This window comes from Actinacidiphila glaucinigra (assembly GCF_900188405.1).
Classification (GTDB): Bacteria; Actinomycetota; Actinomycetes; order Streptomycetales; family Streptomycetaceae; genus Actinacidiphila; species Actinacidiphila glaucinigra.
Genome location: NZ_FZOF01000005.1, coordinates 164,699 through 190,263 on the forward strand (window position 1 = coordinate 164,699; position 25,565 = coordinate 190,263).

Consider the following 25,565-nt stretch of genomic DNA (forward strand, 5'->3'; position numbering starts at 1 on the left):
GGAGGTCTGCATCGTCATGCGGGCCACTGTCCCGCCGCCGGGGGCCATACGCGAAATGCATGCGCCGCACGATCGATACGCTGGACGCATGGACGAGCACCGCGGAGGGGCCTTCGGGCTCGAGCTCCGGCACCTGCGCTGCCTGGTCGCCATCGTCGACGCGGGAAGCTTCACCGACGCCGCCCTCGACCTCGGCCTCTCCCAGGCGGCGGTCTCCCGCAACCTGCTGGCCCTGGAGCGCGTCCTCGGCGTGCGGCTGCTGCACCGCACCAGCCGTACGGTCGCCCCCACCACCGCGGGCGTGCAGGTCCTCGCCCGGGCCCGGGTTTTGCTGGCCGGCGTCGACGAACTCGTCGGAGAGGCCGCCACCGGTCACACGCGCCTGCGCGTCGGCCACGCCTGGTCCGCCTTCGGCCGGCGCACCACCGAGTTCCAGCGCGTCTGGCGCGACCGCCAACCGGGCGTCGAGCTCCGGCTCATCCGGCACAACACCCCCACCGCCGGACTCGCCGAGGGCCTGTGCGACCTCGCGGTCGTCCGCGCCCCCGTCGACCTGGACCGCTGGTCCCACGCGCTCGTCGGTCACGAACCCCGCTACGTCGCCCTCGCCGCGGACGACCCCTGGGCGCGGCGCCGCGGAGTCCGCCTCGCCGAGATCGCCGCCCGCACGCTGGTCGTCGACCGGCGCACCGGCACGACCAGCCCGGACCTGTGGCCGGAGGACTCCCGGCCCGCCGTCGAGTACACCCACGACATCGACGACTGGCTCGCCGCGATCGCCAGCGGCAGCCGCGTCGGCGTCACTCCGCAGTCCACCTCCGCCCAGTACCGCCGCGACGGCATCGTGTACCGCCCGCTGCGCGACGCCGCCCCCGTACCCGTGCACCTCATCTGGCGCCGCCACGACCCGCACCCGGCCACGCACGCGGCCGTCGCGCTGGCGATGGAGCTCTACCGGGGTGACGGAGGGACCCGGGACGGGGTCCGTCCACGGCGGCCATGACCTCTGGCCAGGGGTCCCGTCGCGTCATCCGTTCGGAGCATCGGGGGCGGCGGGGCCGCGGCCCTCGTCGCGACCTCGCGAGGACGGTGTGACCAGGAGCGCCACGGGCTGCGGCGGTTCACTCGATTTGCGTTCGACGCGGCCGGGAGGACGATAACGGACGGAGCCCGTTTCATCCGGTCCGGTCGGCGGACCAGCTTCCACCGACCGTTGTTCGCGCCCCCGACGGCGCGACGGCCGCACGGAAGGGAGCAGCCGTGTTGATATCCGCCGTGCTCGTGCCGCTCATCATGCTCGCCGCAGTCCTGGCACCCAACTGGTACCAGGCGTGGAAGGCGTACTGCGAATCGGTAAGGCTGCCCGTGCCCGCTCCGGAGGGCGACGAGGCGGTCGGCGACCGCCGGAGCCGGTGGCCGGCGGAGCTCGCGCGGCTGCGGAACCGCCGGCCGCAGGACTGACGCCCGCCGCCGGCCCCGCCGCCTCGCCCTGGGCGTCGCCGCCTACCGGCGCATGACGATGTCCGTCCCCATCTGCGCGAGGACGTCCTGGAGTTGCCCGCACGGGGCGAAGCGCGCCGGGCCCGTGACGCTCAGGAGCGCGGGCCGGTGTCCGCGCTCGCGCCGGTCAAGGTGATGGCGAAGTACCTGAGGCGTTCGTCCTGTCCGGCCGGCCGCATGCCGGCCGCGGTCATGACGTGCTGCGAGGCGATGTTGTCCAGGTCGGTGTCGCCCTTCACACGGGTGACGCCGCGCTCCCGCGCGAACAGCAGCAGTCCGCGCAGGGCTTCGGAGGCGTATCCGCTGCCGCGCGCCGAGGGGACGAGGCCGTAGCCGATGGTGACGTCGCCGTTGTCGTCCGGGGCGCCGTGGAAGCCGATGCCGCCGATCGTCCGGCCGTCCTCGCGGCGGCGGATCTCGTAGTTGCCGAACGGCCGGGGATCGCCGGGGCCCGCGAAGGTCTCCAGCAGGCGCCGGGCGGCGAACACATCCCCGTCGCCGGGGTATCCGGGCGCCCAGCGGGCGGCGTCGTCCGGCTCGCCCGCCAGCACGCGCTCGGCCTCGGCCGCGGTCATCGGATGGAGCACGAGCCGTGCTGTCGCGAGATCACTCATGGCACGAAGGGATATCAGGCGTGGCGAGCCGGCCGCACCCGGATTATCCGGGCCGTCCGGAGCCGGTCCCCGTGCCGGGCTCGTCGAGGAAGCCGGCCACGATTCGGTTGAACAGGGCCGGGTTCTCCCGGAACATCAGGTGGCTGCCGCCCTCGGCCGCGGAGAAGACGCGGGCCCGCGCGCCCGGGATGAGGGAGGCGACCCACTCGGTGGTCCCGGGCGGGAAGAAGCTCAGCTCACCCCCGATGACGAGGGTGGGGACGTCGATCCGCGGCAGGACGTCCCGCCAGTCGGACCCGCAGTGGTCCAGGTGCAGCGCGGCGGCGTGCTGCGGCGGGAAGAGGCGGTTCTGCTCCACGAGCCACTCCACCTCCGCGTCCGGGAGCGACGGGCCGTGCAGCATGCCGACGATGGCGCGTGAGGTGGCGGCGGCGCTCTCGGGCGTACCCCGCAGCCCGGCGACGATGCCCTCGGACATCTCCGGGGTGAACACCGCGGAGGGCGGCGCCTCGTCCCCGGCGCCGGCCCGGATCGAGGAGATCACGGGCGGCTGGTCGACCAGGACGAGGCGGGCGATCCGCTCGCCGCCGAAGAGGTCCCAGTAGGACCACACGACCTGGCAGCCCATGGAGTGGGCGAGCAGGCTGACGTCCCGCAGGGCCAGGGCGTCCAGGACGTTGCGGAGGTCCATCGCCAGCCGTGCGATCCGGTAGCCGTGGCCGGGTCTGCCCGATCGGCCGTGCCCGCGGTTGTCCGGTGCGATCACGCGACGGCGGCCGCTGCTCAGCCCGTCGATCTGCGGGCCGAACTCGGCGGCGCTCTGCGCGAAGCCGGGGATGAGGACGAGGGGTTCCCCGGCGCCGGCCTCCGTGTAGTGCAGGCGCACGCCGTCGTTGGTGACCACCTCGCCCTCGCGGCGTTCCTCGGACGGGAGGCCGGTCGTCACATCGTCCATGGCACCTCGTGCGCCGCGCATGCGACGCCTTTCCATACTAGGCACCCGGCGAGGTATGAAGGGAATCATGACCTTGCCATTCAGTGCGCTGACGCATCTGGAGTGCGCGCGGTGCGGCCGCCGCCACGACGCCGACCGGGTGCAGAACCTGTGCGCCTGCGGATCGCCGCTCCTCGCCCGCTACGACCTGGACCGGGTCCGGGACTCGCTCACGCCCGCGGACCTCGCGGACCGCCCGCAGACCCTGTGGCGCTACCACGAACTGCTGCCCGTACGCGATCCGGCACATGTCGTCACCCTGGGCGAGGGCATGACGCCCCTGGTGCCGCTGCCGCGGTACGGCGCGTCGATCGGCGTGCCGGGGCTGGTGATGAAGGACGAGGGGCTGATACCCACCGGCAGCTTCAAGGCGCGGGGCGCGGCCGTCGGCGTGGCCAGGGCGCTCGAACTGGGCGCGCGCGGGATCGCCATGCCCACCAACGGCAACGCGGGGGCGGCGTGGGCGACCTACGCCGCACGGGCGGGCCTGGAAGCGCTCATCGCGATGCCGGCGGACGCGCCGTCGATCACCCGGGCCGAGTGCGCCGCGGCGGGGGCCGGCCTCTATCTGGTGAACGGCCTGATCGGTGACGCGGGCCGGCTGGTGGCGGAGAAGATCGCCGCCGAGCCCGGCGTCTGGATGGACGCGGCGACGCTCAAGGAGCCGTACCGCATCGAGGGCAAGAAGACCATGGGTCTGGAGATCGCCGAGCAGCTCGGCTGGCGCGCTCCCGACGTCATCGTCTACCCCACCGGCGGCGGTGTCGGCCTCATCGGCATTCACAAGGCCCTGCTCGAACTGCGCGCCCTGGGGTGGCTGCGGGGGCCGATGCCCCGGCTGGTGAGCGTGCAGGCCTCAGGATGCGCGCCCATCGTGCGCGCCTTCGAGAAGGGCGAGCGCACCAGTGAGCCGTGGCAGGACGCGCGCACGGTGGCCTTCGGCATCACCGTGCCCAAGGCGCTGGGCGACTTCCTCGTCCTGGACGCGCTGTACGAGACCGGGGGCCGGGCGGTCGCGGTCGACGACGAGGAGCTGCTCGCCGACCGCGACCGGTGCGCCGCGGCGGACGGGGCCCTGCTGTGCCCGGAGGGCGCGGCGACCCTGTCGGCGGTCCGGGTCCTGCGCGAGCAGGGGTGGCTGTCCGGCGACGAGGAGGTCGTGGTGCTGAACACCGGGGCGGCGGCCAAGTACCCGGAGACGTTCCGGGTCGATCCGCCGATTCTGGAGCTCACCGACCGCATCCCCTGAGTCCGCGCCGCCGCCGGGCGTCCCGCCCGGCGGCGTCCGGTGCGCGGTACGGCCGCGGTGGGGGACGTCAGCCCTCCGGGGCCGCTGCGCGCTCCCCCGCGGCACCGGGGGCGGTGGGCATCCAGACGCGCATGGTGGAGGGGCCGCGGCTCGCCCAGGTCAGGTACGGCACGAGGGTCAGCTCGGCGCGCTCACCGGCCGGGGCCGGCGGCCGGTCGTACGCGTAGGGCCACCACCCCCCGGAGCGGGCGCCGGTCAGCTCGCCCGCGACGACCACCCGGTCGCCCTCGCCGTCGCGCGGCGGCACGGAGGGGTCCACGGTGACCGCGTCGACGTCGCGGCCACCGGGCAGGTCGGCGGACTCGACGCAGTAGACCACGGGCCCGCGTTCCAGGGCGATCGTGCCGCGGACGGCGTCCACCCGCGGGTCGGGGTGCACCCACCGCGGTGTGACGGGGAGTTCGAGCCGGACCTCGTCGCCGGTGCGGAGCGTGCCGGGGACGACGGCCGTGCCGGGCCGTACCGGACGGCGCTGCCCGTCGGGGGTGACGAGCCGGGCCCCGTCGCCCGCCCAGCCGGGCACGCGCAGGGACAGGCTCCACGGTCCCGTGGGCGCCTCGTCGACGGTGACGGCGACCGTGCCGTCGGCGGGGTAGCCGGTGCGCACCCGCAGTGCGAGGCGTTCCCCGCCGGCCGTGCGGGTGGTGATCTCGGCGTCGGCGTACTGGTGCAGTTGCAGCCCGCCGTCGTCGGCGGTGGCGACGTAGCCGCCGAGTGCGGCGAGTGTGCGCGCCACGTTCGGCAGGCAGCAGGAGACGGCGAACCACGGTGCGCGCAGGCCCGATTCGGAGCGCGGGCGGTCGCTGTCGTGCGGGGGGACGGTCCCGCGCACGCGCTGGTGGAGGGTGTTGGCGTAGAAGAAGGAGCGGCCGTCGTCGGCGGGCGACGCGGCGATGACGTTGTACAGCGTGCGTTCGGCGAGGTCGGCGTAGCGGGGGTCGCCGGTCGCCAGCAGGAGGCGCCAGCTGAGCATGAGCGAGGCGACGGAGGCGCAGGTCTCGGAGTAGGCGCGGTCCGGTGGCAGGACGAAGTCCTCGCCGAACCCCTCGTCGCGGTGGTGGGAACCCATGCCGCCGGTGAGGTAGGTGCGGCGCGCGGTGGCGTGCTCCCACTGCCGGACGACGGCGGCGAGCAGTTCGCCGTCGCCGGTCTCGACGGCCACGTCGACGGCGCCGGAGGCCAGGTACAGGGCCCTGACGGCGTGCCCGCGCAGGGTGTGCGCCTGCCGTACCGGGACGTCGTCCTGGAAGTACTCGGGGCTGAACTCACCCCCCGCGAGGCTGCCGTGGCCGCGGCGTTCGAGGAAGAGGGCGGCCTGGTCGAGGTAGCGGCGTTCGCCGGTGGCCCGGTGCAGTTCGGCCAGCGCGGTCTCGATCTCGGCGTGCCCGCACAGGCCCGGGTTGGCGCCCCCCGGTCCGAAGACGTGGCAGATGTGGTCGGCGGCGCGGATCGCCGCCTTGGCCAGCGCGCCGTCGCCGCGGGTGCGCAGCTGGGCCACGCCGGCCTGGATGAGGTGGCCCGCGCAGTAGAGCTCGTGGCCCCATTCGAGGTCGCTGTAGCGGGCCGGCCGCCCGGGGTGCCCGAAGGCCGTGTTCAGGTAGCCGTCGCCCTCCTGGGCGGCGACAACGGTGTCGGTGAGTTCGTCGACGTCGGCGTCGAGGGCGCTGCCGGGGGTGCGGGCCGCCTCCCACACCATGGCCTCGAGCAGCTTGTAGACCTCGGAGTCGGAGAACTCCCGTCCCCGGCGGCGTTCGCCGAGGGGGCCGCCGCTCGCGGCGACGCGGAAGTTGTCGATCCAGCCGACGCGTTCCATCCACTGCCGGCAGTGGTCGAGGGTGGCGGAGGCGTTGACCTGCTGGCGTCGGGCCCAGAAGCCGCCGGTGATGCGGACTTCGCCGAGGCCGAGAGGACGTCGGCTGCCGCGGGTGGGCAGCACGGGAGCCGGAATCGGCTGTGTCATGGTCTCTCTTTCGGTCGTGGTGCCGGAGCGGGGGTCAGCCCTTGAGCGCACCGGACATGAAGCCGCGGATGTAGTGCCGCTGCAGGAGGAGGAAGAGCACGAGGCAGGGCAGGGCCAGGACGACGACCCCCGCCTCGGTGGTCCCGTAGTCGATGGCCCCCATGGACCGCTGCCGCAGGTTGGCGATGGCAAGCGGCAGCGGCGCCTTGGCGCTGTCGGAGATCAGGATCAGCGGGGCGATGAAGTCGTTCCACGCGGCGAGGAAGGCGAACAGCCCGACGGTGACCAGGCCGGGCCACACCGCGGGCAGGAGGATGCGGACCAGCGCCTGGGCCGTGCCGCAGCCGTCGACGAGGGCGGACTCCTCGAGTTCACGCGGTACCGACTCGAAGGAGATCCGCATCATGAAGGTCGCGAACGGCAGTTGATACACCGTCAGCACCAGGCTCAGCCCGAACAGCGAGTTCTGCAGGCCCAGGTCGCCCAGCAGCACGTACAGCGGGATCAGCAGCGTGGCATAGGGGACCATGAGGATGGCCAGGGTGAGCAGGAACAGGGCGTTCTTCCCGGGGAAGGTGAAACGCGCGAAGGCGTACCCGCCCATGAGGGAGACGAGCAGGGTGAGGGCGACGGTCAGCAGCGAGACGACGGTGGAGTTCCACAGGTACTGCGCCAGTCCCGCGTCGTAGTGCAGCAGCGAGCGGTAGTTGCCGAGCCCGTAGCCCGACTGCTGCGCGGTGCCGGGCTGTCCGCTGACGGAGGCCCAGGCGCTCCAGGCGAGCGGGAACAGGAAGAGCGCGGCCAGCCCTCCGACGAGGACGTGGTAGGGGGTGCGGCCGAGGCCGTGGGGTTTCATGACGGGTCCCTGTCCGCTAGGTGTCCGTGCCGCGCAGTCCGCGGAACTGGGCGACGTTGAGGATCAGCAGCACGGCGAGCACGACGACGGACAGCGCGGCCGCGGCCCCTAGGTCGAGCCGCTGGAACGCCTCCCGGTAGATCAGGGAGACCACCGTCATCGTGCTGTTGTCGGGTCCGCCCTTGGTGAGGATGAAGAACTGGTCGAAGGCGAGCAGCGAGCCGGTGACCGACAGCAGCAGCGTCAGCGCGAGGGAGGGCCGCAGGAGCGGCAGGGTGATGCTGCGGAAGGTCTGCCAGCGTCCGGCGCCGTCCATCCGGGCCGCCTCGTAGACGTCCTGCGGGATGCGCTGGAGCCCGACGAGCAGGATCAGCATGTAGAAGCCGGCGTACTTCCAGACGATGAGGGCGACGGTGGACCACAGCGCGGCGGTCGGGGTGCCGAGGAAGGAGACCGGTTCGTCGACGACGCCGAGTCTCTCCAGAAGTGGGCTGATCGGGCCGACGTTGGGGCTGTACATGCCCAGGAACAGCAGCGAGGCGGAGGCCAGCCCGAGCGCGCTGGGCAGGAAGAAGACCGTGCGGAACAGTCCGGTGCCGGGGCGGGTCTCCTGGACCAGCAGGGCGAGGAGGAGGGCGAGTCCGAGCAGCAGGACCGTGACGAGGGCGGTGTAGGTGAGGGTGAAGCGTACGGAGGGCCACAGCAGGTCGTCGCCGGCGGCCTCGGTGAAGTTGTCCGGCGCGTTGAAGCCCCGGTTCCCGGCCAGCAGCGGCCAGTCGCTCAGGGATATCCGGCCGACCAGGACCAGCGGCACCACGAAGAAGACCCCGACGAACAGCGCGGTCGGCGCCGCGTAGCCGATGCCCTGTGCCGGGCGGGTCCGCCACCAGGGGACGCGGTGGGCGGCGCGGGCCCTCCCGCCCCCGAAGGGGGACCGGGAGGCCGGCTCCCCGCCGGGCGCCGGGGAGCCGGAGCCGCGCGATCGCGCGAGCAGCATGTCGGTCAGTCCTTCAGGGACTCGGTGATGGCCTTGTTGTCCGCGTCGACCTTGGAGGGGTCACCGAACACGGCGTCCCGCATCAGCGCCAGCCACGGGCCGTTGGGGTCGTTGAACGTCTGGCCGAACTTCTGGGAGAAGGGCGTCGTGCCCTTGGCGACCAGGGTGTTGATCATCACCTGGCGGGGGTCCTCCTTGGCGTACTTGTTCTCGGCCAGGTCGGTGCGCGCGACGATGTCCTTGTGGGCGGCGAGCACCTCGACCTGGGCCTCGTCGCCGAGCGACCACGCGAGGAAGTTCCAGGCCTGGCCCGCCTTCTTGCTGTTGGCCGAGATCCCGAGGGAGTCACCGCCGACGAAGGTCGACTGCCCGCCGTCCGGGCCGGGGATGGCGGCGACACCGAAGTCCAGGTCCCCCGGCATCAGGCCGAGGGTGGTGGACGGCATCGGCATCACGCCGATGGTGCCCTTGGGGAACAGCCCGGTCCAGGTGGCGCCGGTCTCCTCGGCGGCGCCGGGGGCGGTGATGTCGTCCTGGGCCCAGCCGCGGTACGTCGCGTACACCTCCTTCGCCACGGGCGAGTCCAGGGTGGCGGCGGTGCCGTCCTCGTTCATGACCTCCTGCCCCGCGGCCCATATCGACGGCCACCAGGTGAAGACCCCGCAGCCGCCGCAGTTGCCGCCGAAGAAGGTGCCGTTGACGTCGCCGCCCAGTTTGTCGACGGCGCGGGCCTGCTCGTCCCACTCCTTGAGCGTCGTCGGCGGCTTCTCCGGGTCCAGTCCCGCCTTCTTGTAGAGCGTCTTGTTGTAGAAGAGCACGGAGGAGTCGATGGTGTGCGGCACGGTGTACTTGCGGCCGTCGAGGGTGCCGGCCGCCATGTGGGCTGGCGCCAGCTCCTTGCCGTACGGCAGCGCGTCGAGGCGGTCGGTGATGTCGGCGTACAGGCCGCTGGAGGTGTAGTTGGGCACGAACACCACGTCGGAGGCGAGGATGTCGGGCAGGGACTTGGAGCCGGCCGCGGCGCCCACCTTCGCCTGGTAGTCGTCGGTGGGGATGACCGTCAACTGCACCTTGTTCTTGTGGGACTTGTTGTACGCCTTCACCAGGGCCTGGCTCTGCTGCTGGGTGGCGGCGCGCGTCCACATCGTCAGGTTCGCGCCGTCGTCGGGGCCCATGACCCCGCCCTTGTCCTCGGTCGAGCCGTTCCCGCCGGAGCCGCAGCCCGCGAGCGCGGTCGTGACGGTGAGCAGCCCCACGGCCGCGGCCAGGGCGCGGTGGCGCCTTCTTCTCCGTACGTCGGTGGTGTTCATGTCTCGCTCCTTGCTCGGAGGGCCTGGCATGTCGAGGGGGCGGCGGCCGGCCGCCTAAACTCACCGAAAACGTTTTCCGTTAAAGTAGAAGCGGCTCCCCCAGGCGTCAACCACCCTGCACGCATCACGGAAAAAGACTTTCGAGTAGCCTTTCCCCACCCGCGGGGCGCCGCTCCGCGGGACCGCGACGAGCACGAGGAGGGATGCAGCCATGGTCCAGCCGGCCGAACACGCCGCAGGCCGACCCGCGACTCTCAACGACGTGGCGCGGCTGGCCGGGGTCTCCCCGGCCACGGCCTCCAAGGCGCTCAACGGCCGCAGCCAGGTGCGCGAGGAGACCCGGCAACGCGTCATCGAGGCCGCCGAGCAGCTGTCCTTCCGGCCCAATCCGGTGGCCCGCAGCCTGCAGGCCGGGCCGACCCGTACCGTCGGGCTGCTCACCGGCGACCTCGAGGGACGCTTCAGCATCCCGATCCTGATGGGCGCCGAAGACGCTTTCGGTGCGGGCGAACTCGCCGTCCTGCTGTGCGACGCGCGCGGCGACGCCATCCGCGAGCGGCACCACGTACGGGCCCTGCTGGACCGGCGCGTCGACGGGCTGATCGTGGTCGGCAGCCGTACCGACCCGCGACCCTCGCTGGGGCGCGGGCTGCCCGTGCCGGTGGTGTACGCGTACGCGCCGTCCGAGGACCCGCACGACCTGTCGATCGTCCCCGACAACGTCGACGCCGGGCGGACCGCGGCCCGCCACCTGCTGAGCTGCGGCCGCACCCGCGTCGCCCACATCTCGGGCGACCCGACCTACGCCGCGGGCCGCGACCGCGTGCGGGGCGCGCTGGAGGTGCTCGCCGAGGCGGGCGTCGCACCGGTCGGCGAGGCCCGCTTCGGCGAGTGGTCCGAGGGCTGGGGCCGCGCGGCGACCGTCATGCTCCTCGACCAGCACCCCGAGGTGGACGCCATCGTGTGCGGCAACGACCAGATCGCCCGCGGCGCGATCGACATCCTCCGGGAGCGCGGGCGCGTGGTGCCGGACGACGTCGCGGTCATGGGCTTCGACGACTGGAAGGTCATCACCACCGCCTCCCGGCCCCCGCTGACCAGCGTCGACATGCAGCTGGAGCACCTGGGCCGGGTGGCCGCCCGCGCCCTGTCGGCGGCCATCGCCGGGCAGCGCCGCTCGGGGACCGAACCGCAGCCCTGCCGCCTGGTGATCCGCGGTTCGACGGCGCCGCTGGCGTGACCGGCGCCGCGCTCCCCTCCGGCGCTACCGGGGGCCCGGTTCCTCGTACGGGATGCGGTTCAGGTGCCGGATCTCGCCGAGTGTGCCCCATTCGTCGGCGCCGAGCTTGGTGAGCGGCTTCAGCAGCGGGGCGCTGGGACGGCCGTCGGCCAGGACCTCCCGGTCGGTGACGGCGTGCACCACACGCCCGAAGACGAGGGTCGAGTTGCCCATCCGCAGGCTGGTGTGCGAGCGGCACTCCAGGGCGACCGGTGACGCGCGGACGCGGGGCGGACGCACCCTCAGACTGGGCTCGCGCTCGATGCCCGCGTGGTCGAACTCGCTGACGTGCCGCGGGAAGTCGGTGGCCGTGACGTTGACCAGCGGCATGAGCGCCTCGGTGGCGAAGTTCACCACGAACTCGCCGGTGTCCTCGACGTTGCGCAGCGAGTCCTTGCGACCGATCGAGGTGAACTGCACGATCGGCGGATCGGTGCTGGCGATGCTGAAGAAGGAGTGCGGTGCGAGGTTCTCGGACAGGCCGTCCGGGGTGACGGTGGAGATCCAGGCGATCGGCCGGGGCACGACCACGGAGGTCAGGAAGCGGTAGAAGGCGGGACCGCCCATGGCCTCGGGATCGAAGTCGACGCGCATGGCCGCAGTATTCACGGCCGCCCCCGCCGTTCCGTCCGCCCGCCGTCCCCCGGCGTGTCGGGCCCCGAGGGCGCCGCCCGCGGGTGACGGCGCGCGGCGGCCCCCGGAGTGCTCCTGGTCACAAACGGCCGGTCGGTGTCATAGCGGCGGGGGCTGTCCGGTCCTGGTGGATGAGGGCTCCCGTGAGGGGCCGGAAAGACCACCGCAGGAGGAACGTCCATGACCACCCCCGTCGTCGCGATCGCCTATCACTCCGGCTACGGCCACACGACCGTCCTCGCCGAAGCCGTGCGTGCCGGTGCCGTGGAGGCCGGCGCCCTCGTCCACCTGGTCAAGGTCGACGAGATCACCGAGGAGCAGTGGGAGCTGCTCGACGCCGCCGACGCGATCGTCTTCGGTTCCCCGACCTACATGGGCACGGCCTCGGGCGCCTTCCACCAGTTCGCGGAGACGACCTCCAAGCGCTGGTTCGTCCACTCGTGGAAGAACAAGCTGGCCGCCGGGTTCAGCAACTCCGGTGCCAAGAGCGGCGACAAGCTGCACACCCTGCAGTACTTCTCCATCCTCGCCGCCCAGCACGGCATGACCTGGGTCAACCTCGGCCTGCACCCGGGCTGGAACAGCACCACGGCCTCCGAGGACGACCTCAACCGCCTCGGCATCTACCTCGGCGCGGGCGCCCAGACGCACACCGACGTCGGCGCGGACGAGGTCCACAAGTCCGACATCGCGACCGCCGAGCACCTCGGCCGCCGGGTCGCCGAGCAGGCCCGCATCTACGCCGCGGGACGCGCGGTCGTCGGCGCCTGACCGGACGGTCCCGCCGGGTCCGCCCCGCTGTCACATTTCGCGGGGCGGCCCGGTCATCACTGCGAATCCCACCCCACAGCAGAGGAGCTCAGCATGGAAGCCCGCGTGAACTACTTCGGCCACGCCCTCGCCGGCAAGGTCATGAGGCACCTGAACTCGGCGAGCAAGGTCCTGGCGGAGTCCACGCTGCCGGTCCTGACCCAGGAGCTGGTGAAGATCCGCGCCAGCCAGATCAACGGCTGCGGCTTCTGCACCGACATGCACACCAAGGAGGCGGCCGCGGCCGGCGAGACCTCGGTGCGCCTGAACCTGATCGCGACCTGGCGCGAGGCCACGGTCTTCGACGACGCCGAGCGCGCGGCCCTGGAGCTGGCCGAGGAGGGCACCCGGGTCGCCGACGCCGCCGGCGGCGTCTCCGACGAGGTCTGGGCGAACGCCGCCAAGCACTTCGACGAGGACCAGCTGGTCGCCCTGATCTCGCTCATCGCCGTGATCAACGCGTACAACCGGATCAACGTGATCAACCAGCAGCCGGCCGGTGGCTACCAGCTCGGCATGTTCGGCTGACCTGCGGTTCCCGCCGCCGGCACCGCCAGGCCGGGCCGTCCGTCCGTCCCCGTACCGTCCCCGACCGCGGTACGGGGACGGACGGCGCTTCCCGGCCGTCCCCGCGGCGCCGGCGGCGGTTCAGCGCGTACGGAGGTACTCGAGGCCCTTCTCGCGCAGCGACCGGTGCAGCCCGTCGTAGGCCGGCGCACCGCCCAGCACGGTCTTGGGCAGCTTGGCGACCACGGTGTAGTTGGTGTCGACCACGTTGCCGATGGGCGCCAGCCCGGCCTGGCTGACCAGCTGGTACGCGTCCAGCTGGTGCAGGCCGGTGAGGGAGGACGTCCAGCCGACCAGGTCGTGCTGGCTGATCCGGTAGGCGTCCTCGAGCGGCCGTACCGACCCGGTCGACATCAGGAAGCGGTCGTCCTCCAGGCGTGGCCACGCGGGGGCGCCGCCCTTGAGCAGGTCGATCACCACCACGGTCTCCATCGCGGCCTCGACCGCGGTGCCGCACACCTCGCCCTCGCCCTGCCGGCAGTGCCCGTCGCCGATCGCCAGCTGCGCCCCCGGCACGTTGACGCCCAGGTAGAGGGTCGAACCGGCGCGCAGCTCCGGGGTGTCCATGTTCCCGCCGTGCGCGCCCGGGGTGATGCTCATGACGACCTCGCCGGCGGCGGGGGCGACCCCCACCGTGCCGTGCATCGGGTCGAGGGGCAGCTCGACCGTGTGGTCGGAGAAGCGGGCCTGGAACCGGCAGCTGTTGCGCTCACGGTCGATCCCGTAGCGCCAGACCACCTCCTGCAGCGGGTCGTGGAGCATCGCCGTGGAGTGCGTGGTGGTCAGCGCGCCGAAGTGGGGGAAGGTGGTCGACACGGCCCAGTCCCGGGCGGGGGCGATGTCGACGAAGTGGACGGCAAGGGTGTCGCCCGGCTCGGCGCCCTCGACGTGGATCGGGCCGGTGACGGGGTTGAGGTACGGGAACTCGCACACCTTGCTCGGCAGGTCCTCGGGGCCGCGGACCAGGCCCCCGAAGCAGTCCTCGGTGAAGAGCTCCACGACCGTGCCCGGGCGTACCCGCAGCAGCGGCTCGCGGGGGCCGCCGAAGGCGTAGGCGTACTGCTCGGGGGTGGGGTGGAGCCGTACGACGTCGATGTCGTTCATGCCTGTCCGGCCTCCTCGGCCGCGGTGGGCTCGTCGGGTATCTCCGTGCGCCGGCCGGCGACGAGAAGACCCACCATCAGGACGGTGCCGATCGCCAGCCAGAGGAAGCCGAGTCGCTGGGCGGTGACCTTGGCGTTGACCACCACGAAGGTCAGGATCGCGAAGCCGATCAGCGGTGCGATCAGGTGGCGCCACCAGTCGCGGCTGCCCCGGCGGACGACGTAGTGGACGACGACCGAGACGTGCAGGACCAGGAAGGCGGTCATCGCGCCGAAGTTGACCAGCGAGCTGAGCAGCGTGATGCCGTCGTCGCGGGAGTTCATGTAGAGGCCGAGGCCGAGCGAGACCGCCGCCACCAGGAAGGTGGCGTTGACGGGCACCCGGCGGCGGGGGTCGACCCTGGACAGGAAGGCGGGGAGCTGCCGGTCGCGGGCCATCGCGAAGAGCAGCCGGGAGGTGGCCGCCTGGGCGACCAGGGAGTTGGCGAAGCCCCAGGCGATGGCGGTGGCGAGCGCGCTGAGGGTGCCCAGCCAGGCGCCTCCGGCGACGCGGGCGGCGTCGTAGAAGGCGGTGCCGTCCGGGTCTCCCTCCTTGATCAGCGTCGGCACCTCGGGAACCAGCATCGCCGCGATCCAGGTCTGCACGATGAACAGCGCTCCGGCGAGCAGCAGCGCGGCCACCATGGCCCGGCCGATCGCCCGGGCGGATTCGCGGTTCTCCTCGGCGAGGGTGGAGATGCCGTCGAAGCCGAGGAAGCTGAGCACGGCGATCGACACCGCCCCGAAGATCAGGGACCAGGAGAAGGTGCCGGAGTCGTAGAAGGCGTGGAAGCCGGAGCCGTTGCCCTTGCCCTGGGCGAGCGCGATGACGCCGAAGGCCAGGAAGATCACGAGGACGACCAGCTCGGCCACGAGCATGATCTTGTTGATCCGGGCGGTCATCTCGATGCCGAACCAGTTCACGACGGTGTTGAGGACGACGAACCCGATCAGCCAGATCCAGACCGGCACCGAGGCGACCAGCGAGTTCATCGCCACGGCGGCGATCAGGTAGAGCAGGGCCGGCACGAGGATGTAGTCGAGCAGGATCATCCAGCCGGACAGGAAGCCGACCGGCGCGCCGATGCCCCGCCCCGCGTACGAGTAGACCGACCCGGCCATCGGGAAGGCCCGGGACATCTGCGAGTAGGAGTGCGCCGTGAACATCATCGCCAGCATGCCGATGGCGTAGGCGAGGGCGACCATGCCGCCCGAGCCCTGGAAGACGCCGCCGAAGATGCCGAACGGCGCGATCGGCACCATGAAGACCAGGCCGTAGACCACCAGGTCCCGGAAGCCCAGTGACCGAGCCAACTGCTGGGTGTAGCCGTACTTCTCGAGATCTTGCCCTTGAGGTGCGCTGTCGCTCACGTCGCCTCCCCGGCGGCCGCGGTCCCCTGACTGGCGGGGTGATCTTAGGGTCCGCGGCCGACGCATGGGAACGCTTGTGCACAGGGATTCTGTGGGGATTCCGACGGAACATGAGATCTCCTCCCACGGCCGTCACCCGGCGGCGCCGGACGACCCGATGACGACCACGCGGGCCCAGTCGGGCGGTGTGTCCGGCACGTGGTCGGGATCGTTCTCACGCCACGAACGGCGCCCGCCCCGGCGGGGGAACAGGCCCACGACCGTGCGGCAGGCCGGGCGCGCGTCCGGCCAGGGCGTCTGACCGTCGGTCAGCACCACGACGACGTCCGGCCGCGGCCGGGTGCGCAGCGCCCGGGCGAAGCCGCTGCGCAGGTCCGTACCACCACCGCCCACCAGCGGGATGTCCTCGGCGCTGCACAGCGGGTGGGCGATCCGTGCCGCGGCGTCGCACGGCACGACGGTGACCATGTCGCGGCGGCCGCCCACCGCGCGGGAGATGGCGGCCACTTCGAGGAGCGCGCTGCCCAGTTCCGCGTCGCTGACGGAGCCGGACGTGTCGATGACCACGCAGACCCGGGGCGGTCTGCGCCGCAGGCTGGGCAGGACGACCCCGGGCACACCGGCCGACCGTCGCGAGGGCCGTCCGTAGCTGTAGTCCTGGCCCGCGCCGGAACCGGAGGCAGCCGAGCGCACCGCCGCTCCCAGCAGCTCCCGCCACTGCTGCGGCGGGTGGAACGCCTCCTCCGCCCACCGCCGCCAGCTCTTGGGCGCGTGGCCCGGGCGGCCGTTGATGGCCTGCGCGACGCGGAAGCGGACGCCGTCCCGTTCCTGCTCACTCAGCCCGTGGGCACCCTCCGGGCCGAGGTCCCATTCCCGTTCCAGGCCGTCGGCGCCGCTGCCGCAGTCCAGCCAGACGAAGTCCTGCGTGAGCGGCCCGATCCCGAACCGCCCGAGGTAGTCCTCCATGAGCTCTCCCTCGGGAAGCCCCAGGGTCCCGGGGAGGACGGCGCCCTGGGGCGTGTCCAGCCCTTCGCCGAAGGCGTCGTCGTTGACCTCGCAGTCCGCGGCGATGTTCATCCGCAGCCGCTCCGCCGGGCCCTCCAGTCCCTGCTCCCGTGCGACGCGGTCACCGCGCCCGTGGTGGTCGCGCAGCAGGTGCGACACCTCGTGCACCCACACCCCGGCCAGTTCCTCGAGCGGCGTGCGGTCCACGAACGCCGGCGAGACGTAGCACCGCCAGTGCGGGTCGACGGCCATCGTCGGAACCCGCCGGGACTCCACGACGTGCAGCGCGAACAGCGCCGTCGCCAGGTAGGGGCGGACCCGCGCGGCGTACAGCCGGGCGGCGAAGAGCTTCTCGCGGTCCAGCGCCGCCGGCGTCTGCGCGGTCACCGGCCGGCCTTCGCGACGAGCCCGGACCGCTCGGCCGCCCGGTCGGCGCGCCGGGACAGGGACACCGCTCCGGCGAGCCGCTCGATGGCCGCGGGGACGTCCCAGTCCTCGCGGCGCAGCGAGGCGAGCGTGGTCGCGGGGACGACCACGAGGTCGGGGGCCCCGGTCTCCAGGGCCCGGACGAGCAGCGCCCACGCCGCGTCCCAGCGTGACTTCTCCGGCCGGTTGCGGACGGCGTCCACCACACCGTCCAGGACGGCCTGGCGCAGGTCACCGCGCTCGGGCAGTACGGCACCGGCCGGGTCGGCGAGCACTTCCTCGGGGTCGGGGAGATCCATCCGGTCGATGCTCGCCAGCAGTTCCAGCCCCGGGCCGTCCCCCACGGTGCCCCGGACGAGCAGGGAGAGCACCTCCTGGGAGGCCCCGGCCGCGGTCGCGAAGGCGATCAGGCACAGCGTCATCTCCCAGCTGCGCGGGGACGGCCAGGCACCGCCGCGGCGGGTCTCGCCGGTGGGGAGGCGGTGGACGAGGCCGGGCCGGACGGCGAGCAGCCCGCACACCGCACGTCGGGCGAAGTCGACGGCACCGGCCAGCTTGCCCGGGTCGAGCCGGGGCAGCGTCGCCCGGGGCCAGGTCCCGCCGAGGCCGCGGACCACCACGTCGTGGTCGTGGGTCCACTGCAGGTGGACGAACCGGTTGGCCAGCGGCGCGCTCAGTTCCCAGCCGTCGGCCGCCGACGAGCGGGGGTTCGCGGCGGCCACGATCCGCACCCCGGGCGGTAGCCGCAGGGCGCCGATCCGCCGCTCCAGCACGAGGCGGAGCAGGGCCGCCTGCACGGCGGGCGGCGCGGTGGACAGCTCGTCGAGGAAGAGCAGGCCCCGGCCGGCCCGGACCAGGCGTACCGCCCAGTCCGGCGGGGCCATCGGGACGCCCTGCTCGGCGGGGTCGTCCCCGACGACGGGCAGCCCGGAGAAGTCGGACGGCTCGTGGACGCTGGCGATCACCGTGGTCAGCGGGAGGTCGAGCGCGACGGCGAGCTGGGTGAGCGCGGCGGTCTTGCCGATCCCGGGCTCGCCCCACAGCAGCACCGGCAGGTCGGCGGCGACGGCCAGCGTGAGGGCCTCCAGCTGGATGTCGGGGCGCGGTTCGGTGGTGGTGTCGCGCAGCAGCGTCAACAGGGCGTCGGCCACGTCAAGTTGGGGCGCGCCGGCCGGGCCGGAGGGCAGGGCGGACGGGGCGTGCGGGGGCATGGGTGATCACCTCGGGGGTTCGTGAAGCCGAAGGGGGTACAAGGCCGTGCGCGGGGACTCCGCGCACGGCCCGCGGTCAGCGGGCGGTGCGGTACCGCGGGTCGGGGCGGCCGCGACGGGGCCGGGTGCGGAGCGCCGGGGAGTACGCGCGCGGCGGCACCCGCCCGGGGGCGGGCCCCGCGAGGCCGGCCCTGAACAGGCCGTACGCGATGCGCCGTTGGGCTGCCGCCTCCAGTTCGTCCCGCAGCGGGCCGTCGCGGAGCACCGCGCCGGGACCGAGCAGGCCCTCGACGACGGCCAGCGCGCCGGCGATGTCGCCGTGGTCCAGGCGTGCCCGTACGTCGGCGAGGGATTCCGGACGCCGGTGCGCCCGGTCGATCGCCCGCAGGCACGGCAGCGGGGTGCCGGTCAGCGCGACCAGCAGCTCCTCCCGGCGGATCTCGTCGGGATCGTGGTCCAGCGCGGTCAGGACACCGTCGACCAGGCCGATCCGGTGCGATGCGCCCCGGCACTCCACGACGCGGGGCCGTCCCGGCCCGCCCCGCGGCGGCAACGGCCCGGACGGCGGGTGGCCGGGCACGAGCGCGGCCGCCACCAGCGGGTGCAGTCCGTCGGCGCCGATCAGGCCGGCGGCGAGCAGTTCCACATCCGGCGGCACCCAGGTCGCCGCGTCAGGCAGCACCGGCAGCGGCCAGTTGCCGCCGCCGGCTCCGGTCGCCTGCGTGATCCGCGCGGCGGGCGCTCCCGCGCCGTCGTCCCCGCCGGTCACGTCCACGATCAGCCGGTGGCGCGAGCCCAGGCGCACGGTGACGGAACCGGAGGTCCGGCCCTCGGCACGCAGCACCATCCGCGCCTCGTCCTCCCACCGGTCGACCGCGCAGCGCTGGTGCGGCGGCAGTGGCCCGGGTGGTTCCAGGTCCGGGAGGAGGGGCGGATCGTCGGGCCGGCGGCCGCCGGTCCCGGCGCGGAACGGCAGCTCACCGGTTCTGCGCGCGTCCCACAGGTGGCGGTGCAGATCGAGGCGGAACCGCCGGTGGGGCCGGTGGTGCGGATGGTGGCGGGCGCCCGCCCCGGGGTGGGCCGGGTCCCACAGCGCGAGGCTGAACCGCTGCCCGCCGTCCGCCCACGCGGGCGGGGTCCGCACCACGAGGTGCACCCGGTCACCGCCCTCCGTGCCCGAGGCCCCGTACCGGGCCAGGGTGATGGTCAGCGCCGGACGCAGCAGACCGTCGGGGGCGACCCGCGGCATGTGCCAGCGCAGCAGGTCGGGAGCCATCTGGCGAAGGTCGGCCCGGACCCGGGCCGCGAGTTCCCGGCCGTGGGTGCGGGCGAGGGAACGCAGATCGAGGTCGACGTCGATACCGGCGGCGGCACACGCCCCGGCCCAGTCACCGGTTCGGCGGCGGGCGGTCGCGGTCTCGACCATGGACGGCGGCACGGCGAACTCGCGCACGCGCAGCCAGAAGGAGAGGCGGGAATCCTCGTTCGCGGTCTGAGTGAGCATCAGCACTCACCTTGCGCGGACGGGTCCCCCAATCTGGAAGAAGAGTCAGTCGTCATCGCCGGGAGCATAGCGTTCCCGTCACGATCTGTCAGGCCCCGGCCGTCACCGGGGTCCCGCCACCGGGCGCTGCCGGGCCGGCTCCGGGGAGACGTGCCGCCGTCCACACGGATCGTCGCGCCGCTGATGTAGTCCGCGTAGGGGCTCGCCAGGTAGGCGACGGCGCCCGCGATCTCGCCGGGGCGGCCGAAGCGGCCGATGTCGTTGGGCACGAAGTCCCGCGCGGCGTTGCGCTCGATCTCCGGCCACGACCGGCCCCAGCCGCGCTCCGGCGCGAGCCCGGTGATCAGGTCCTGCACCGCGTCGACGAGGATCGCCCCGGGGGAGACCACGTTGGAGGTCACCCCGGTGGCCTTCAGCTCCCGCGCCAGGGAGACGGCCAGGTTGTGCCGCGCGGCGAGCGAGGCGTTGTAGTGGGGCTGCATCGCGATCGGCTGCGAGGCGAGCCCTCCGCCGATCTGGATCACCCGGCCCCAGCCGCGCTCACGCATCCCGGGCACCAGCCGCTGGATCATGCGGACCCCCGAGACCACGTTGACCTCGTACGTCCGCAGCCACTCCGCCGCGGTGGCCTCGGCCCAGCCTACGTGCTCGTACGAACCGGCGTTGTTGACCAGGACGTCGACCTCGCCCGCGACGCGGGCCACGGCGTCGGCGCCCTCGTCCGTGGCGAGGTCGCCGATCGCCGCGGCGACCGCGCCGATCTTCTCCGCGACCTCGCGCGTCCGCGCCTCGTCCCGTCCGTGCACCACGACGTCGGCACCCTCCGCGGCGAGCAGTTCGGCGATCGCCGCGCCGAGGCCGGAGCTGGAACCGGTCACGAGGGCCCGGCGGCCGGTCAGGTTCAGATCCATCGCGTTGTCCTTCCGATCATGTATACACCTGTAGACATGCCTCCAGTCTACACTCGTCGACATGACGACGCCGCGACGCGGCCGCCACCAAGGAGGCCATCCTGCTTGCGGGTGTCGAGGCCTTCACCCGGCACGGCTACGACGGTGTCGGGGTGCGGGAGATCGCCAAGGCCGCGGGAGTCACCGCGATGCTGGTGGGCCGCTACTTCGGCTCCAAGGAAGGGCTCTTCGCCGAGGTGGTGGAGGCGTCCATGACCGAGCGCACGGTCCTCACCAGCGACCCGGCCGCCCTTGCCCGCGACGTGGCCGCCGCGCTGGTCCGCCGGACCGCGCCGGACGCCGACAGCCTCGACCCGTTCCTCCTCATGCTGCGCTCGGCGCCCAACCCCCGCGCCGCGGAGATCCTGCGGGCGGGCATCGAGAACCACGTCGAGGCCCATCTGCTCGACGTCGCACCGCAGTTGCGGGGAACCGAACGCGCCGCCATGGCCCTCTCGGTCGTCGTGGGCTTCTGGCTGATGCGCTCGGTCATCGGCAGCACCACGCTCAACGACACCGACGAGCAGGCCCTGGCCCGGAGGCTGGAGCAGGTGTTCGCCCTGCTCCTCGGCGACTGACCCCCTCCCGCTTTGCCCGCTCTTTGCGGCCCGCCGGAAACAGAACCGCGGGGCTCGGGGTTGCCGCCTACATGGCGACTCTCGGACTGATCGGCAGCGGATCCATCGGCGGCACCCTGGCGCGGCTCGCCGTGGCCGCGGGCCTGGACGTGGTGCTCAGCAACTCGCGTGGGCCGGAGACCCTGGACGGCCTGGTGGCGGAGCTCGGCCCCCGGGCACGCGCCGCGACCCCCGCCGAGGCGGCCGCGGCGGGCGACTGGGTCGTGGTGACGATCCCGCTCGGCGCCTTCGACCAGGTCCCGGCGGCCCCGCTGACCGGGAAGACGGTCATCGACACCGGCAACTACTACCCCCAGCGCGACGGGCGGATCGCCGTGCTCGAGGACGGAACGACCACGGACAGCGGGCTGCTCCAGGGCCACCTGCCCGACGCCCACGTGGTGAAGGCCTTCAACAACATCTTCTTCCGCCACCTCGCGGAACTCGCCCGGCCCAAGGGCTCCCCCGACCGGACCGCCCTCCCGATCGCCGGCGACGACCCCGCGGCCGTCGCGGACGCGGCGAACCTCCTCGACGTACTCGGCTACGACGCGGTCGCCTACGGCACCCTCGCCGACAGCTGGCGCTCCCAGCCCGGCACCCCGGTCTACGGTCTGCCGTACGCGGGCGGCGAGGCCGACTTCCCGAAGGTGACGGGGACCCCCGTGCCCGCCGACGCGATCCGGACCGCGCTCGCCGCCGCCACCCGCTGAGGAACGGACCCCGCGGCCTCCGGCACCGGTGCCGGAGGCCGCGGGGTCCTGCGTTTGCGCGGGTCACGGGCTCGCGATCAGCCGTTGGTGACGGCGACGAAAGCGGCAGCGAGAAGAGCTACGACAGCTACGCGTCCCCCTCACCAGCGTCGCCACCTGTCGGTGATCTCGTATCGGCTGACGCCGTGGAGGGATGCAAGCCTGGACACGTCGATGCCGTGCTGGGTGAGTACGTCGTCGATGAAGACGCACAGCTGCTCTCGCTCGTCGGTGTCGTAGCCGCTGCTTTTGTGCCGGTGGTGGACCTCGTTGAGGGCCAGGACGACTCGTTCCACGATGTGGAGCACCTGTTCGCCCGAGGGCGCGGCGAGCACACTGACGTCGCGCTCGAACCCTGCCAGGACGGTATCGGTGTCGCTCAGGAAGGATTCGGAGTACGAGTCCGCCAGGTACGCGCACTCGGAATCCAATGTGCCGGCCGCGACCTCTCGTGCCTCCTCAGCAACCAGGTCACGCCAATTTCGGGAAGGTCTCACAGCCATGCGCGAAGAGTACGAGTGCCCCTGGACACGGCGTCCCGCGGGGGCATCTGCCCTGCAAGCCCGGCGGTAAGGGCCGTCGAGGGTAGGCAGGCGAACAAACTGGCGCCACCCCGAAGAGTCGCCGGCCTAGCGCAAACCCCGTTGCGGCTCCACCCGCATCACCGTCACCATCAAGGCCGTCCTGGCTACAGCGCCATCGACAAACGACCGCAAGGGAGCCCGTTCACTGTGGCAGAGGTCAGAGTGACCTACGACAAGACCGCGAACGCGGCGTACGTCTACTTCACCGAACCGCAGGCCCGCGTGAAGTCCGCACGCATGTATCCCTGCGATCCCGTGGACGTCGACGGCATGATCAACCTCGACTTCGACGAGCAGGGCCGCGTCATCGGCATCGAGGTGCTGGCCGCCAGTTCAAAACTGCCCGCGTACCTGCTCCGGTCCGCGGAGCGGCTGGACATCGAAGGGTCCTGAACAGTCGGGCACCGCCTTGGCGGCGACCGCTGTGCGACCTGCGTCAGGTCGGAGAAGGCTCCCGGTCTCTAGCCGAATTCGCCGTCACGTACGCCCAGTCGAAACGCCGTCCACTCCTCCGCGGTGAACCGCAGCGGCGGCAGTTCCTTGTTCTGTGAATCGCGGACCGCGACCGCTCCGCCGCCGAGGTCTGCGACCTCCACACACGTCTTGTCCCACCTGTTGGAGTGGCTGCTCGCGACCCAGTCCGCATCGGTCAAATCCATTGCGTACAGCTCGGCCTTGCGTGCGCCCGTCATGGGATCTCCCGTTGCCATCGGATGGACCTCCCCTTTCAGCGTCGCTCCGATGGTCCTCATGTGCATCTCGCCCACCTTCCTGCGCCGCGGCGGCGCTCCGGCACCGGCCCTCCCGGTGCCGGAGCGCCGCGCGGGACAGCGGCGTCCGTCAGCCTCCGCCGGGCGCCGTGTCCCCGCTCCCGTAGCGGCGCCGGAACCGCTCGACGCGGCCGGCGGTGTCCACCACGCGGGCGGTACCGGTGTAGAAGGGGTGGCTCGCGGAGGAGATCTCCACGTCCACCACGGGGTAGGTGTTGCCGTCCTCCCAGACGACGGTCTTCTCACTGGTCATCGTGGACCGGGTGAGGAAGGCGAAGTCCGCCGCGCGGTCGCGGAAGACCACCGGACGGTAGTCCGGGTGGATGCCGGGTTTCATGGGTTCTCCGTGAGATGTCGTACGGGCCGCGGGGGCCGGTGGCGCGGTGTTCCGGGGGGCGGTGTCACCAGGAGGCCTTGCGCACTCCTGGCAGGTGTCCCGCGTGCGCCTGGGCGCGCAGGTTGATCCGCGAGAGGCCGAACGCCCGCAGGTGGCCGCGGGCCCGCCCGTCGAGGGCGTCGCGGTTGCGGACCCGGGTGGCGCTGGCGTCGCGCGGCTGCCGGTCCAGCTCCCGCCGCGCGGCGGCCTTCTCCTGCGGGGTGGCGGTGGGGCGGCGCAGGACGTCCTTCAGCTCGGCGCGCCGTACGGCGTACCGCGCCACGACGGCCTTGCGCCGTTCGTTCTTCGCGATCTTCCCGGCCTTGGCCATCAGACCCGGCCTCCCCGGGCCCGGATGACGGCGACGGCCTTCTCGATGCCGATGCGGTCCAAGGTCCTGATGCCCTTGGCGCTCAGCGTCAGCCGGACGGTGCGGCCCTCGCTGGGCAGCAGGTAGCGCTTGTGCTGGATGTTCGGGTCGAAGCGGCGCCTGGTGCGCCGGTGGGAGTGCGAGACGGAGTTGCCGAAGCCGGGCTTGCGGCCGGTGAGTTGGCAGTGTGCGGGCATGTCGGTCCGTTCGGTCGGCTCATCGAGCTTATTGGAAATGAAAACCAGTTCTGTATAGTACCCGGCATGGCACGCACCGACCTACGCCCCGTCATCAAGCTCCGCTCCACCGCCGGGACCGGCCACACCTACGTGACCCGCAAGAACCGCCGGAACGACCCGGACCGCCTGGTCCTGCGCAAGTACGACCCGGTGGTCCGGCGTCACGTCGAGTTCCGCGAGGAACGCTGACCCGCCCCCCTCTCCACCCGCTCGACCCCTGACACGAAAGGCACCTCCCGTGGACAGCAGCCCCAAGCTGCCCGTCGTCCTCGTCGGCGGTCTGCACGCCGAGGCCCGCCGGGCCGCGGTGCGCGAACTCCTGCACTCCACCCCCGGGGCCCTCGCCCTCCACCACGACCTGCGGCCCGCCGTCGGCGGACCCGTCCGGCGCGTCCTCAGTGACCGCGCCGGCGTCCTCTCCCGGACCGACACCGAGCTCGTGAACGACTGCGCCTGCTGCGCGCTCCGCGCCGACCTGCTCCCCGAACTGCTGGCGCTGGCCGCGGACCCGTCCTGCCGGCTCGCCGTCGTCGAGCTGTGGGACTCGGTGGAACCACAGGCGATGGCCGAGGTCCTGGTCGGCACCCCGCTGCCCGACGGCAGCCTCTCGGGGAGCGTGCTGGCGGCGGCCGGGGTGGTCACCTGCGTCGACCCCGCCCTCCTGCTCGACCACCTCGGCTGCGGCGACGACCTCACCGACCACGGCCTCGCCGTCGCTCCGGGCGACCACCGCACCGTCGCCGACACCCTGGCCCGGCAACTGGAGTACGCCGGCGTCCTCGCCCTCGCGCCGGGCGAGGACGCCGACCCCGGCGACGTCGAACTGCTCACCCAGCTCCACCCGACGGCCCGTCAGGTCACGATCGGTACGGGCCGGCTCGCCCCGGCGGCACGGTCCGGCTTCGACGTCGCCGCGGCCGCCGCACGGCAGCATCCGGCCTGCGCCCTGCTGCCCCAGGAGGCCGACGCCCACGGTGTCGCCACCCTGGTGTGGCGCTCCGCCCGGCCCTTCCACCCCGGCCGGCTGCACGCGGCCCTGGAGGACCTCAGCTGCGCCGCCGCGCGCAGCCGCGGCCGCTTCTGGCTGGCCGACCACCCCGACACCCTGCTCTCCTGGGAGGCCGCCGGCGGCGCGCTGTGCATCGAGGACGTCGGGCCGTGGCTCGCCGCGCTCCCCGACGCGGCGTGGGAGATGGTGCCGCCCGAACGGCGGGTGGCGGCCGCCCTGGACTGGCACCCGGAACACGGCGACCGCGGCCAGCACCTCACCTTCACCTCGCCCGGCCTGGACCGCGAAGGACTCGTGGCCACCCTCGACCGCTGCCTGCTCACTGATGCCGAGTACGCGGCGGGACCCGACGGCTGGCGCCGCCTGCCCCACGCCTTCGACGGCTTCCTCGACCACGCGGCCTGAACCGC

29 protein-coding genes are annotated in these 25,565 nt (G+C 72.9%); 11 read left to right on the forward strand and 18 right to left on the reverse strand.

From position 1 onward, the window contains the following. Positions 1-88 precede the first annotated feature (88 nt). Together CHF15_RS11890 and CHF15_RS11895 are read left to right on the forward strand one after the other, a co-directional pair. A complete protein-coding gene (locus CHF15_RS11890; protein ID WP_089223693.1) occupies positions 89-1,003 on the forward strand; it encodes a LysR family transcriptional regulator in 915 nt (304 codons plus the stop codon). A gap of 257 nt (positions 1,004-1,260) precedes the next feature. Further along, positions 1,261-1,461: a hypothetical protein gene (locus tag CHF15_RS11895; RefSeq protein WP_143681553.1), complete on the forward strand. Its 201-nt coding sequence runs from the start codon at positions 1,261-1,263 to the stop codon at positions 1,459-1,461. Positions 1,462-1,592: 131 nt separating this feature from the next. On the opposite strand, the gene CHF15_RS11900 is transcribed toward CHF15_RS11895, so the two are convergent. After that, a complete protein-coding gene (locus CHF15_RS11900) occupies positions 1,593-2,114 on the reverse strand; it encodes a GNAT family N-acetyltransferase (RefSeq protein ID WP_089223695.1) in 522 nt (173 codons plus the stop codon). A gap of 43 nt (positions 2,115-2,157) precedes the next feature. Continuing rightward, positions 2,158-3,069: an alpha/beta fold hydrolase gene (locus CHF15_RS11905; RefSeq protein WP_179279755.1), complete on the reverse strand. Its 912-nt coding sequence runs from the start codon at positions 3,067-3,069 to the stop codon at positions 2,158-2,160. Positions 3,070-3,136: 67 nt separating this feature from the next. Here CHF15_RS11905 and CHF15_RS11910 point away from each other — a divergent pair, with 67 nt between their 5' ends. After that, a complete protein-coding gene (locus CHF15_RS11910) occupies positions 3,137-4,357 on the forward strand; it encodes a threonine synthase (protein WP_089223697.1) in 1,221 nt (406 codons plus the stop codon). Between the two features lie 67 nt (positions 4,358-4,424). Here the strand turns inward: CHF15_RS11910 and CHF15_RS11915 are convergent, their stop codons facing one another. Genes CHF15_RS11915 through CHF15_RS11930 form a run of 4 tightly spaced genes read right to left on the reverse strand, consistent with a single transcriptional unit; the run spans position 4,425 to position 9,540 of the window. Further along, positions 4,425-6,377, reverse strand: coding sequence for a glycoside hydrolase family 127 protein (locus CHF15_RS11915; RefSeq protein WP_089223698.1), 1,953 nt, complete (start codon positions 6,375-6,377; stop codon positions 4,425-4,427). 34 nt (positions 6,378-6,411) lie between these two features. Further along, positions 6,412-7,233, reverse strand: coding sequence for a carbohydrate ABC transporter permease (locus tag CHF15_RS11920; RefSeq protein WP_089223699.1), 822 nt, complete (start codon positions 7,231-7,233; stop codon positions 6,412-6,414). A 16-nt stretch (positions 7,234-7,249) separates the two neighbouring features. Further along, a complete protein-coding gene (locus CHF15_RS11925; RefSeq protein WP_089223700.1) occupies positions 7,250-8,230 on the reverse strand; it encodes a carbohydrate ABC transporter permease in 981 nt (326 codons plus the stop codon). 5 nt (positions 8,231-8,235) lie between these two features. Next, positions 8,236-9,540, reverse strand: coding sequence for an ABC transporter substrate-binding protein (locus CHF15_RS11930; RefSeq protein WP_089223701.1), 1,305 nt, complete (start codon positions 9,538-9,540; stop codon positions 8,236-8,238). 211 nt (positions 9,541-9,751) lie between these two features. On the opposite strand from CHF15_RS11930, the gene CHF15_RS11935 reads away from it, so the two are divergent. After that, on the forward strand, positions 9,752-10,780 hold the full coding sequence (locus CHF15_RS11935; protein WP_089223702.1) for a LacI family DNA-binding transcriptional regulator: 1,029 nt from the start codon (positions 9,752-9,754) through the stop codon (positions 10,778-10,780). A gap of 24 nt (positions 10,781-10,804) precedes the next feature. Here the strand turns inward: CHF15_RS11935 and CHF15_RS11940 are convergent, their stop codons facing one another. Further along, positions 10,805-11,413: a flavin reductase family protein gene (locus tag CHF15_RS11940; protein ID WP_089223703.1), complete on the reverse strand. Its 609-nt coding sequence runs from the start codon at positions 11,411-11,413 to the stop codon at positions 10,805-10,807. Between the two features lie 219 nt (positions 11,414-11,632). Here CHF15_RS11940 and CHF15_RS11945 point away from each other — a divergent pair, with 219 nt between their 5' ends. Continuing rightward, positions 11,633-12,223 (forward strand): flavodoxin family protein, encoded by a 591-nt coding sequence (locus CHF15_RS11945; RefSeq protein WP_089223704.1) that lies wholly within the window; start codon positions 11,633-11,635, stop codon positions 12,221-12,223. Positions 12,224-12,316: 93 nt separating this feature from the next. After that, complete coding sequence (locus CHF15_RS11950) at positions 12,317-12,790, forward strand: carboxymuconolactone decarboxylase family protein (RefSeq protein WP_089223705.1); 474 nt, start codon at positions 12,317-12,319, stop codon at positions 12,788-12,790. Between the two features lie 120 nt (positions 12,791-12,910). On the opposite strand, the gene CHF15_RS11955 is transcribed toward CHF15_RS11950, so the two are convergent. The 6 genes from CHF15_RS11955 to CHF15_RS11980 form a co-directional block, all read right to left on the reverse strand. Continuing rightward, the gene (locus tag CHF15_RS11955; RefSeq protein WP_089223706.1) at positions 12,911-13,933 is read right to left on the reverse strand and encodes an acetamidase/formamidase family protein; all 1,023 of its coding nucleotides are present in this window, start codon (positions 13,931-13,933) and stop codon (positions 12,911-12,913) included. Further along, positions 13,930-15,342, reverse strand: coding sequence for an APC family permease (locus tag CHF15_RS11960; protein WP_245938788.1), 1,413 nt, complete (start codon positions 15,340-15,342; stop codon positions 13,930-13,932). The genes CHF15_RS11955 and CHF15_RS11960 overlap by 4 nt, the downstream gene beginning before the upstream one ends. Before the next feature lie 132 nt (positions 15,343-15,474). Continuing rightward, on the reverse strand, positions 15,475-16,734 hold the full coding sequence (locus CHF15_RS11965; protein ID WP_089223707.1) for a vWA domain-containing protein: 1,260 nt from the start codon (positions 16,732-16,734) through the stop codon (positions 15,475-15,477). After that, positions 16,731-17,984 (reverse strand): AAA family ATPase, encoded by a 1,254-nt coding sequence (locus tag CHF15_RS11970; RefSeq protein WP_089223708.1) that lies wholly within the window; start codon positions 17,982-17,984, stop codon positions 16,731-16,733. Before CHF15_RS11970 ends, CHF15_RS11965 begins: the two co-directional genes overlap by 4 nt. Before the next feature lie 76 nt (positions 17,985-18,060). Further along, a complete protein-coding gene (locus tag CHF15_RS11975; RefSeq protein WP_089223709.1) occupies positions 18,061-19,488 on the reverse strand; it encodes a hypothetical protein in 1,428 nt (475 codons plus the stop codon). Then, positions 19,488-20,399 carry an SDR family NAD(P)-dependent oxidoreductase gene (locus CHF15_RS11980; RefSeq protein WP_089223710.1) on the reverse strand — a complete coding sequence of 304 codons (912 nt, stop codon included), beginning with the start codon at positions 20,397-20,399 and terminating at the stop codon, positions 19,488-19,490. The genes CHF15_RS11975 and CHF15_RS11980 overlap by 1 nt, the downstream gene beginning before the upstream one ends. A gap of 101 nt (positions 20,400-20,500) precedes the next feature. Here CHF15_RS11980 and CHF15_RS11985 point away from each other — a divergent pair, with 101 nt between their 5' ends. Both CHF15_RS11985 and CHF15_RS11990 read left to right on the forward strand, forming a co-directional pair. Then, the gene (locus tag CHF15_RS11985; protein ID WP_089223711.1) at positions 20,501-21,016 is read left to right on the forward strand and encodes a TetR/AcrR family transcriptional regulator; all 516 of its coding nucleotides are present in this window, start codon (positions 20,501-20,503) and stop codon (positions 21,014-21,016) included. A 71-nt stretch (positions 21,017-21,087) separates the two neighbouring features. Next, a complete protein-coding gene (locus tag CHF15_RS11990) occupies positions 21,088-21,768 on the forward strand; it encodes an NADPH-dependent F420 reductase (RefSeq protein WP_089223712.1) in 681 nt (226 codons plus the stop codon). Between the two features lie 140 nt (positions 21,769-21,908). On the opposite strand, the gene CHF15_RS11995 is transcribed toward CHF15_RS11990, so the two are convergent. Continuing rightward, positions 21,909-22,310, reverse strand: coding sequence for a hypothetical protein (locus CHF15_RS11995; protein WP_089223713.1), 402 nt, complete (start codon positions 22,308-22,310; stop codon positions 21,909-21,911). A gap of 228 nt (positions 22,311-22,538) precedes the next feature. Between CHF15_RS11995 and CHF15_RS12000 the strand changes: the two genes are divergently transcribed. Continuing rightward, positions 22,539-22,784, forward strand: coding sequence for a DUF2283 domain-containing protein (locus CHF15_RS12000; protein ID WP_089223714.1), 246 nt, complete (start codon positions 22,539-22,541; stop codon positions 22,782-22,784). Between the two features lie 68 nt (positions 22,785-22,852). On the opposite strand, the gene CHF15_RS12005 is transcribed toward CHF15_RS12000, so the two are convergent. From CHF15_RS12005 to rpmB, 4 genes are all read right to left on the reverse strand, one after another. Beyond that, a complete protein-coding gene (locus CHF15_RS12005; protein ID WP_322975677.1) occupies positions 22,853-23,143 on the reverse strand; it encodes a DUF397 domain-containing protein in 291 nt (96 codons plus the stop codon). Between the two features lie 88 nt (positions 23,144-23,231). Further along, on the reverse strand, positions 23,232-23,498 hold the full coding sequence (locus CHF15_RS12010) for a type B 50S ribosomal protein L31 (protein ID WP_089223715.1): 267 nt from the start codon (positions 23,496-23,498) through the stop codon (positions 23,232-23,234). A 64-nt stretch (positions 23,499-23,562) separates the two neighbouring features. Continuing rightward, positions 23,563-23,868: a 30S ribosomal protein S14 gene (gene rpsN, locus CHF15_RS12015; protein WP_089223716.1), complete on the reverse strand. Its 306-nt coding sequence runs from the start codon at positions 23,866-23,868 to the stop codon at positions 23,563-23,565. Continuing rightward, positions 23,868-24,104, reverse strand: coding sequence for a 50S ribosomal protein L28 (rpmB, locus tag CHF15_RS12020; RefSeq protein WP_089223717.1), 237 nt, complete (start codon positions 24,102-24,104; stop codon positions 23,868-23,870). The genes rpsN and rpmB overlap by 1 nt, the downstream gene beginning before the upstream one ends. A gap of 66 nt (positions 24,105-24,170) precedes the next feature. Between rpmB and rpmG the strand changes: the two genes are divergently transcribed. Both rpmG and CHF15_RS12030 read left to right on the forward strand, forming a co-directional pair. Then, on the forward strand, positions 24,171-24,335 hold the full coding sequence (gene rpmG, locus CHF15_RS12025) for a 50S ribosomal protein L33 (protein ID WP_089223718.1): 165 nt from the start codon (positions 24,171-24,173) through the stop codon (positions 24,333-24,335). Positions 24,336-24,384: 49 nt separating this feature from the next. Then, positions 24,385-25,560, forward strand: a complete 1,176-nt coding sequence (locus CHF15_RS12030; RefSeq protein WP_245938789.1) for a GTP-binding protein — start codon at positions 24,385-24,387, stop codon at positions 25,558-25,560. The last annotated feature ends 5 nt before the right edge of the window (positions 25,561-25,565 follow it).

Coding starts and splice junctions, on each gene's coding strand:
- CHF15_RS11995 (WP_089223713.1), bottom strand. CDS start 22,310: ATGGCTGTGAGACCTTCCCGAAATTGGCGTGACCTGGTTGCTGAGGAG.
- CHF15_RS11945 (WP_089223704.1), top strand. CDS start 11,633: ATGACCACCCCCGTCGTCGCGATCGCCTATCACTCCGGCTACGGCCAC.
- CHF15_RS11905 (WP_179279755.1), bottom strand. CDS start 3,069: ATGGACGATGTGACGACCGGCCTCCCGTCCGAGGAACGCCGCGAGGGC.
- CHF15_RS11980 (WP_089223710.1), bottom strand. CDS start 20,399: ATGGATCTGAACCTGACCGGCCGCCGGGCCCTCGTGACCGGTTCCAGC.
- CHF15_RS11950 (WP_089223705.1), top strand. CDS start 12,317: ATGGAAGCCCGCGTGAACTACTTCGGCCACGCCCTCGCCGGCAAGGTC.
- CHF15_RS11920 (WP_089223699.1), bottom strand. CDS start 7,233: ATGAAACCCCACGGCCTCGGCCGCACCCCCTACCACGTCCTCGTCGGA.
- CHF15_RS11925 (WP_089223700.1), bottom strand. CDS start 8,230: ATGCTGCTCGCGCGATCGCGCGGCTCCGGCTCCCCGGCGCCCGGCGGG.
- CHF15_RS11970 (WP_089223708.1), bottom strand. CDS start 17,984: ATGCCCCCGCACGCCCCGTCCGCCCTGCCCTCCGGCCCGGCCGGCGCG.
- CHF15_RS11935 (WP_089223702.1), top strand. CDS start 9,752: ATGGTCCAGCCGGCCGAACACGCCGCAGGCCGACCCGCGACTCTCAAC.
- CHF15_RS12010 (WP_089223715.1), bottom strand. CDS start 23,498: ATGAAACCCGGCATCCACCCGGACTACCGTCCGGTGGTCTTCCGCGAC.
- CHF15_RS12005 (WP_322975677.1), bottom strand. CDS start 23,143: ATGAGGACCATCGGAGCGACGCTGAAAGGGGAGGTCCATCCGATGGCA.
- rpmG (WP_089223718.1), top strand. CDS start 24,171: ATGGCACGCACCGACCTACGCCCCGTCATCAAGCTCCGCTCCACCGCC.
- CHF15_RS11900 (WP_089223695.1), bottom strand. CDS start 2,114: ATGAGTGATCTCGCGACAGCACGGCTCGTGCTCCATCCGATGACCGCG.
- CHF15_RS11910 (WP_089223697.1), top strand. CDS start 3,137: ATGACCTTGCCATTCAGTGCGCTGACGCATCTGGAGTGCGCGCGGTGC.
- rpmB (WP_089223717.1), bottom strand. CDS start 24,104: ATGCCCGCACACTGCCAACTCACCGGCCGCAAGCCCGGCTTCGGCAAC.
- CHF15_RS11940 (WP_089223703.1), bottom strand. CDS start 11,413: ATGCGCGTCGACTTCGATCCCGAGGCCATGGGCGGTCCCGCCTTCTAC.
- CHF15_RS11890 (WP_089223693.1), top strand. CDS start 89: ATGGACGAGCACCGCGGAGGGGCCTTCGGGCTCGAGCTCCGGCACCTG.
- rpsN (WP_089223716.1), bottom strand. CDS start 23,868: ATGGCCAAGGCCGGGAAGATCGCGAAGAACGAACGGCGCAAGGCCGTC.
- CHF15_RS11975 (WP_089223709.1), bottom strand. CDS start 19,488: ATGCTCACTCAGACCGCGAACGAGGATTCCCGCCTCTCCTTCTGGCTG.
- CHF15_RS11990 (WP_089223712.1), top strand. CDS start 21,088: ATGGCGACTCTCGGACTGATCGGCAGCGGATCCATCGGCGGCACCCTG.
- CHF15_RS11955 (WP_089223706.1), bottom strand. CDS start 13,933: ATGAACGACATCGACGTCGTACGGCTCCACCCCACCCCCGAGCAGTAC.
- CHF15_RS11930 (WP_089223701.1), bottom strand. CDS start 9,540: ATGAACACCACCGACGTACGGAGAAGAAGGCGCCACCGCGCCCTGGCC.
- CHF15_RS11915 (WP_089223698.1), bottom strand. CDS start 6,377: ATGACACAGCCGATTCCGGCTCCCGTGCTGCCCACCCGCGGCAGCCGA.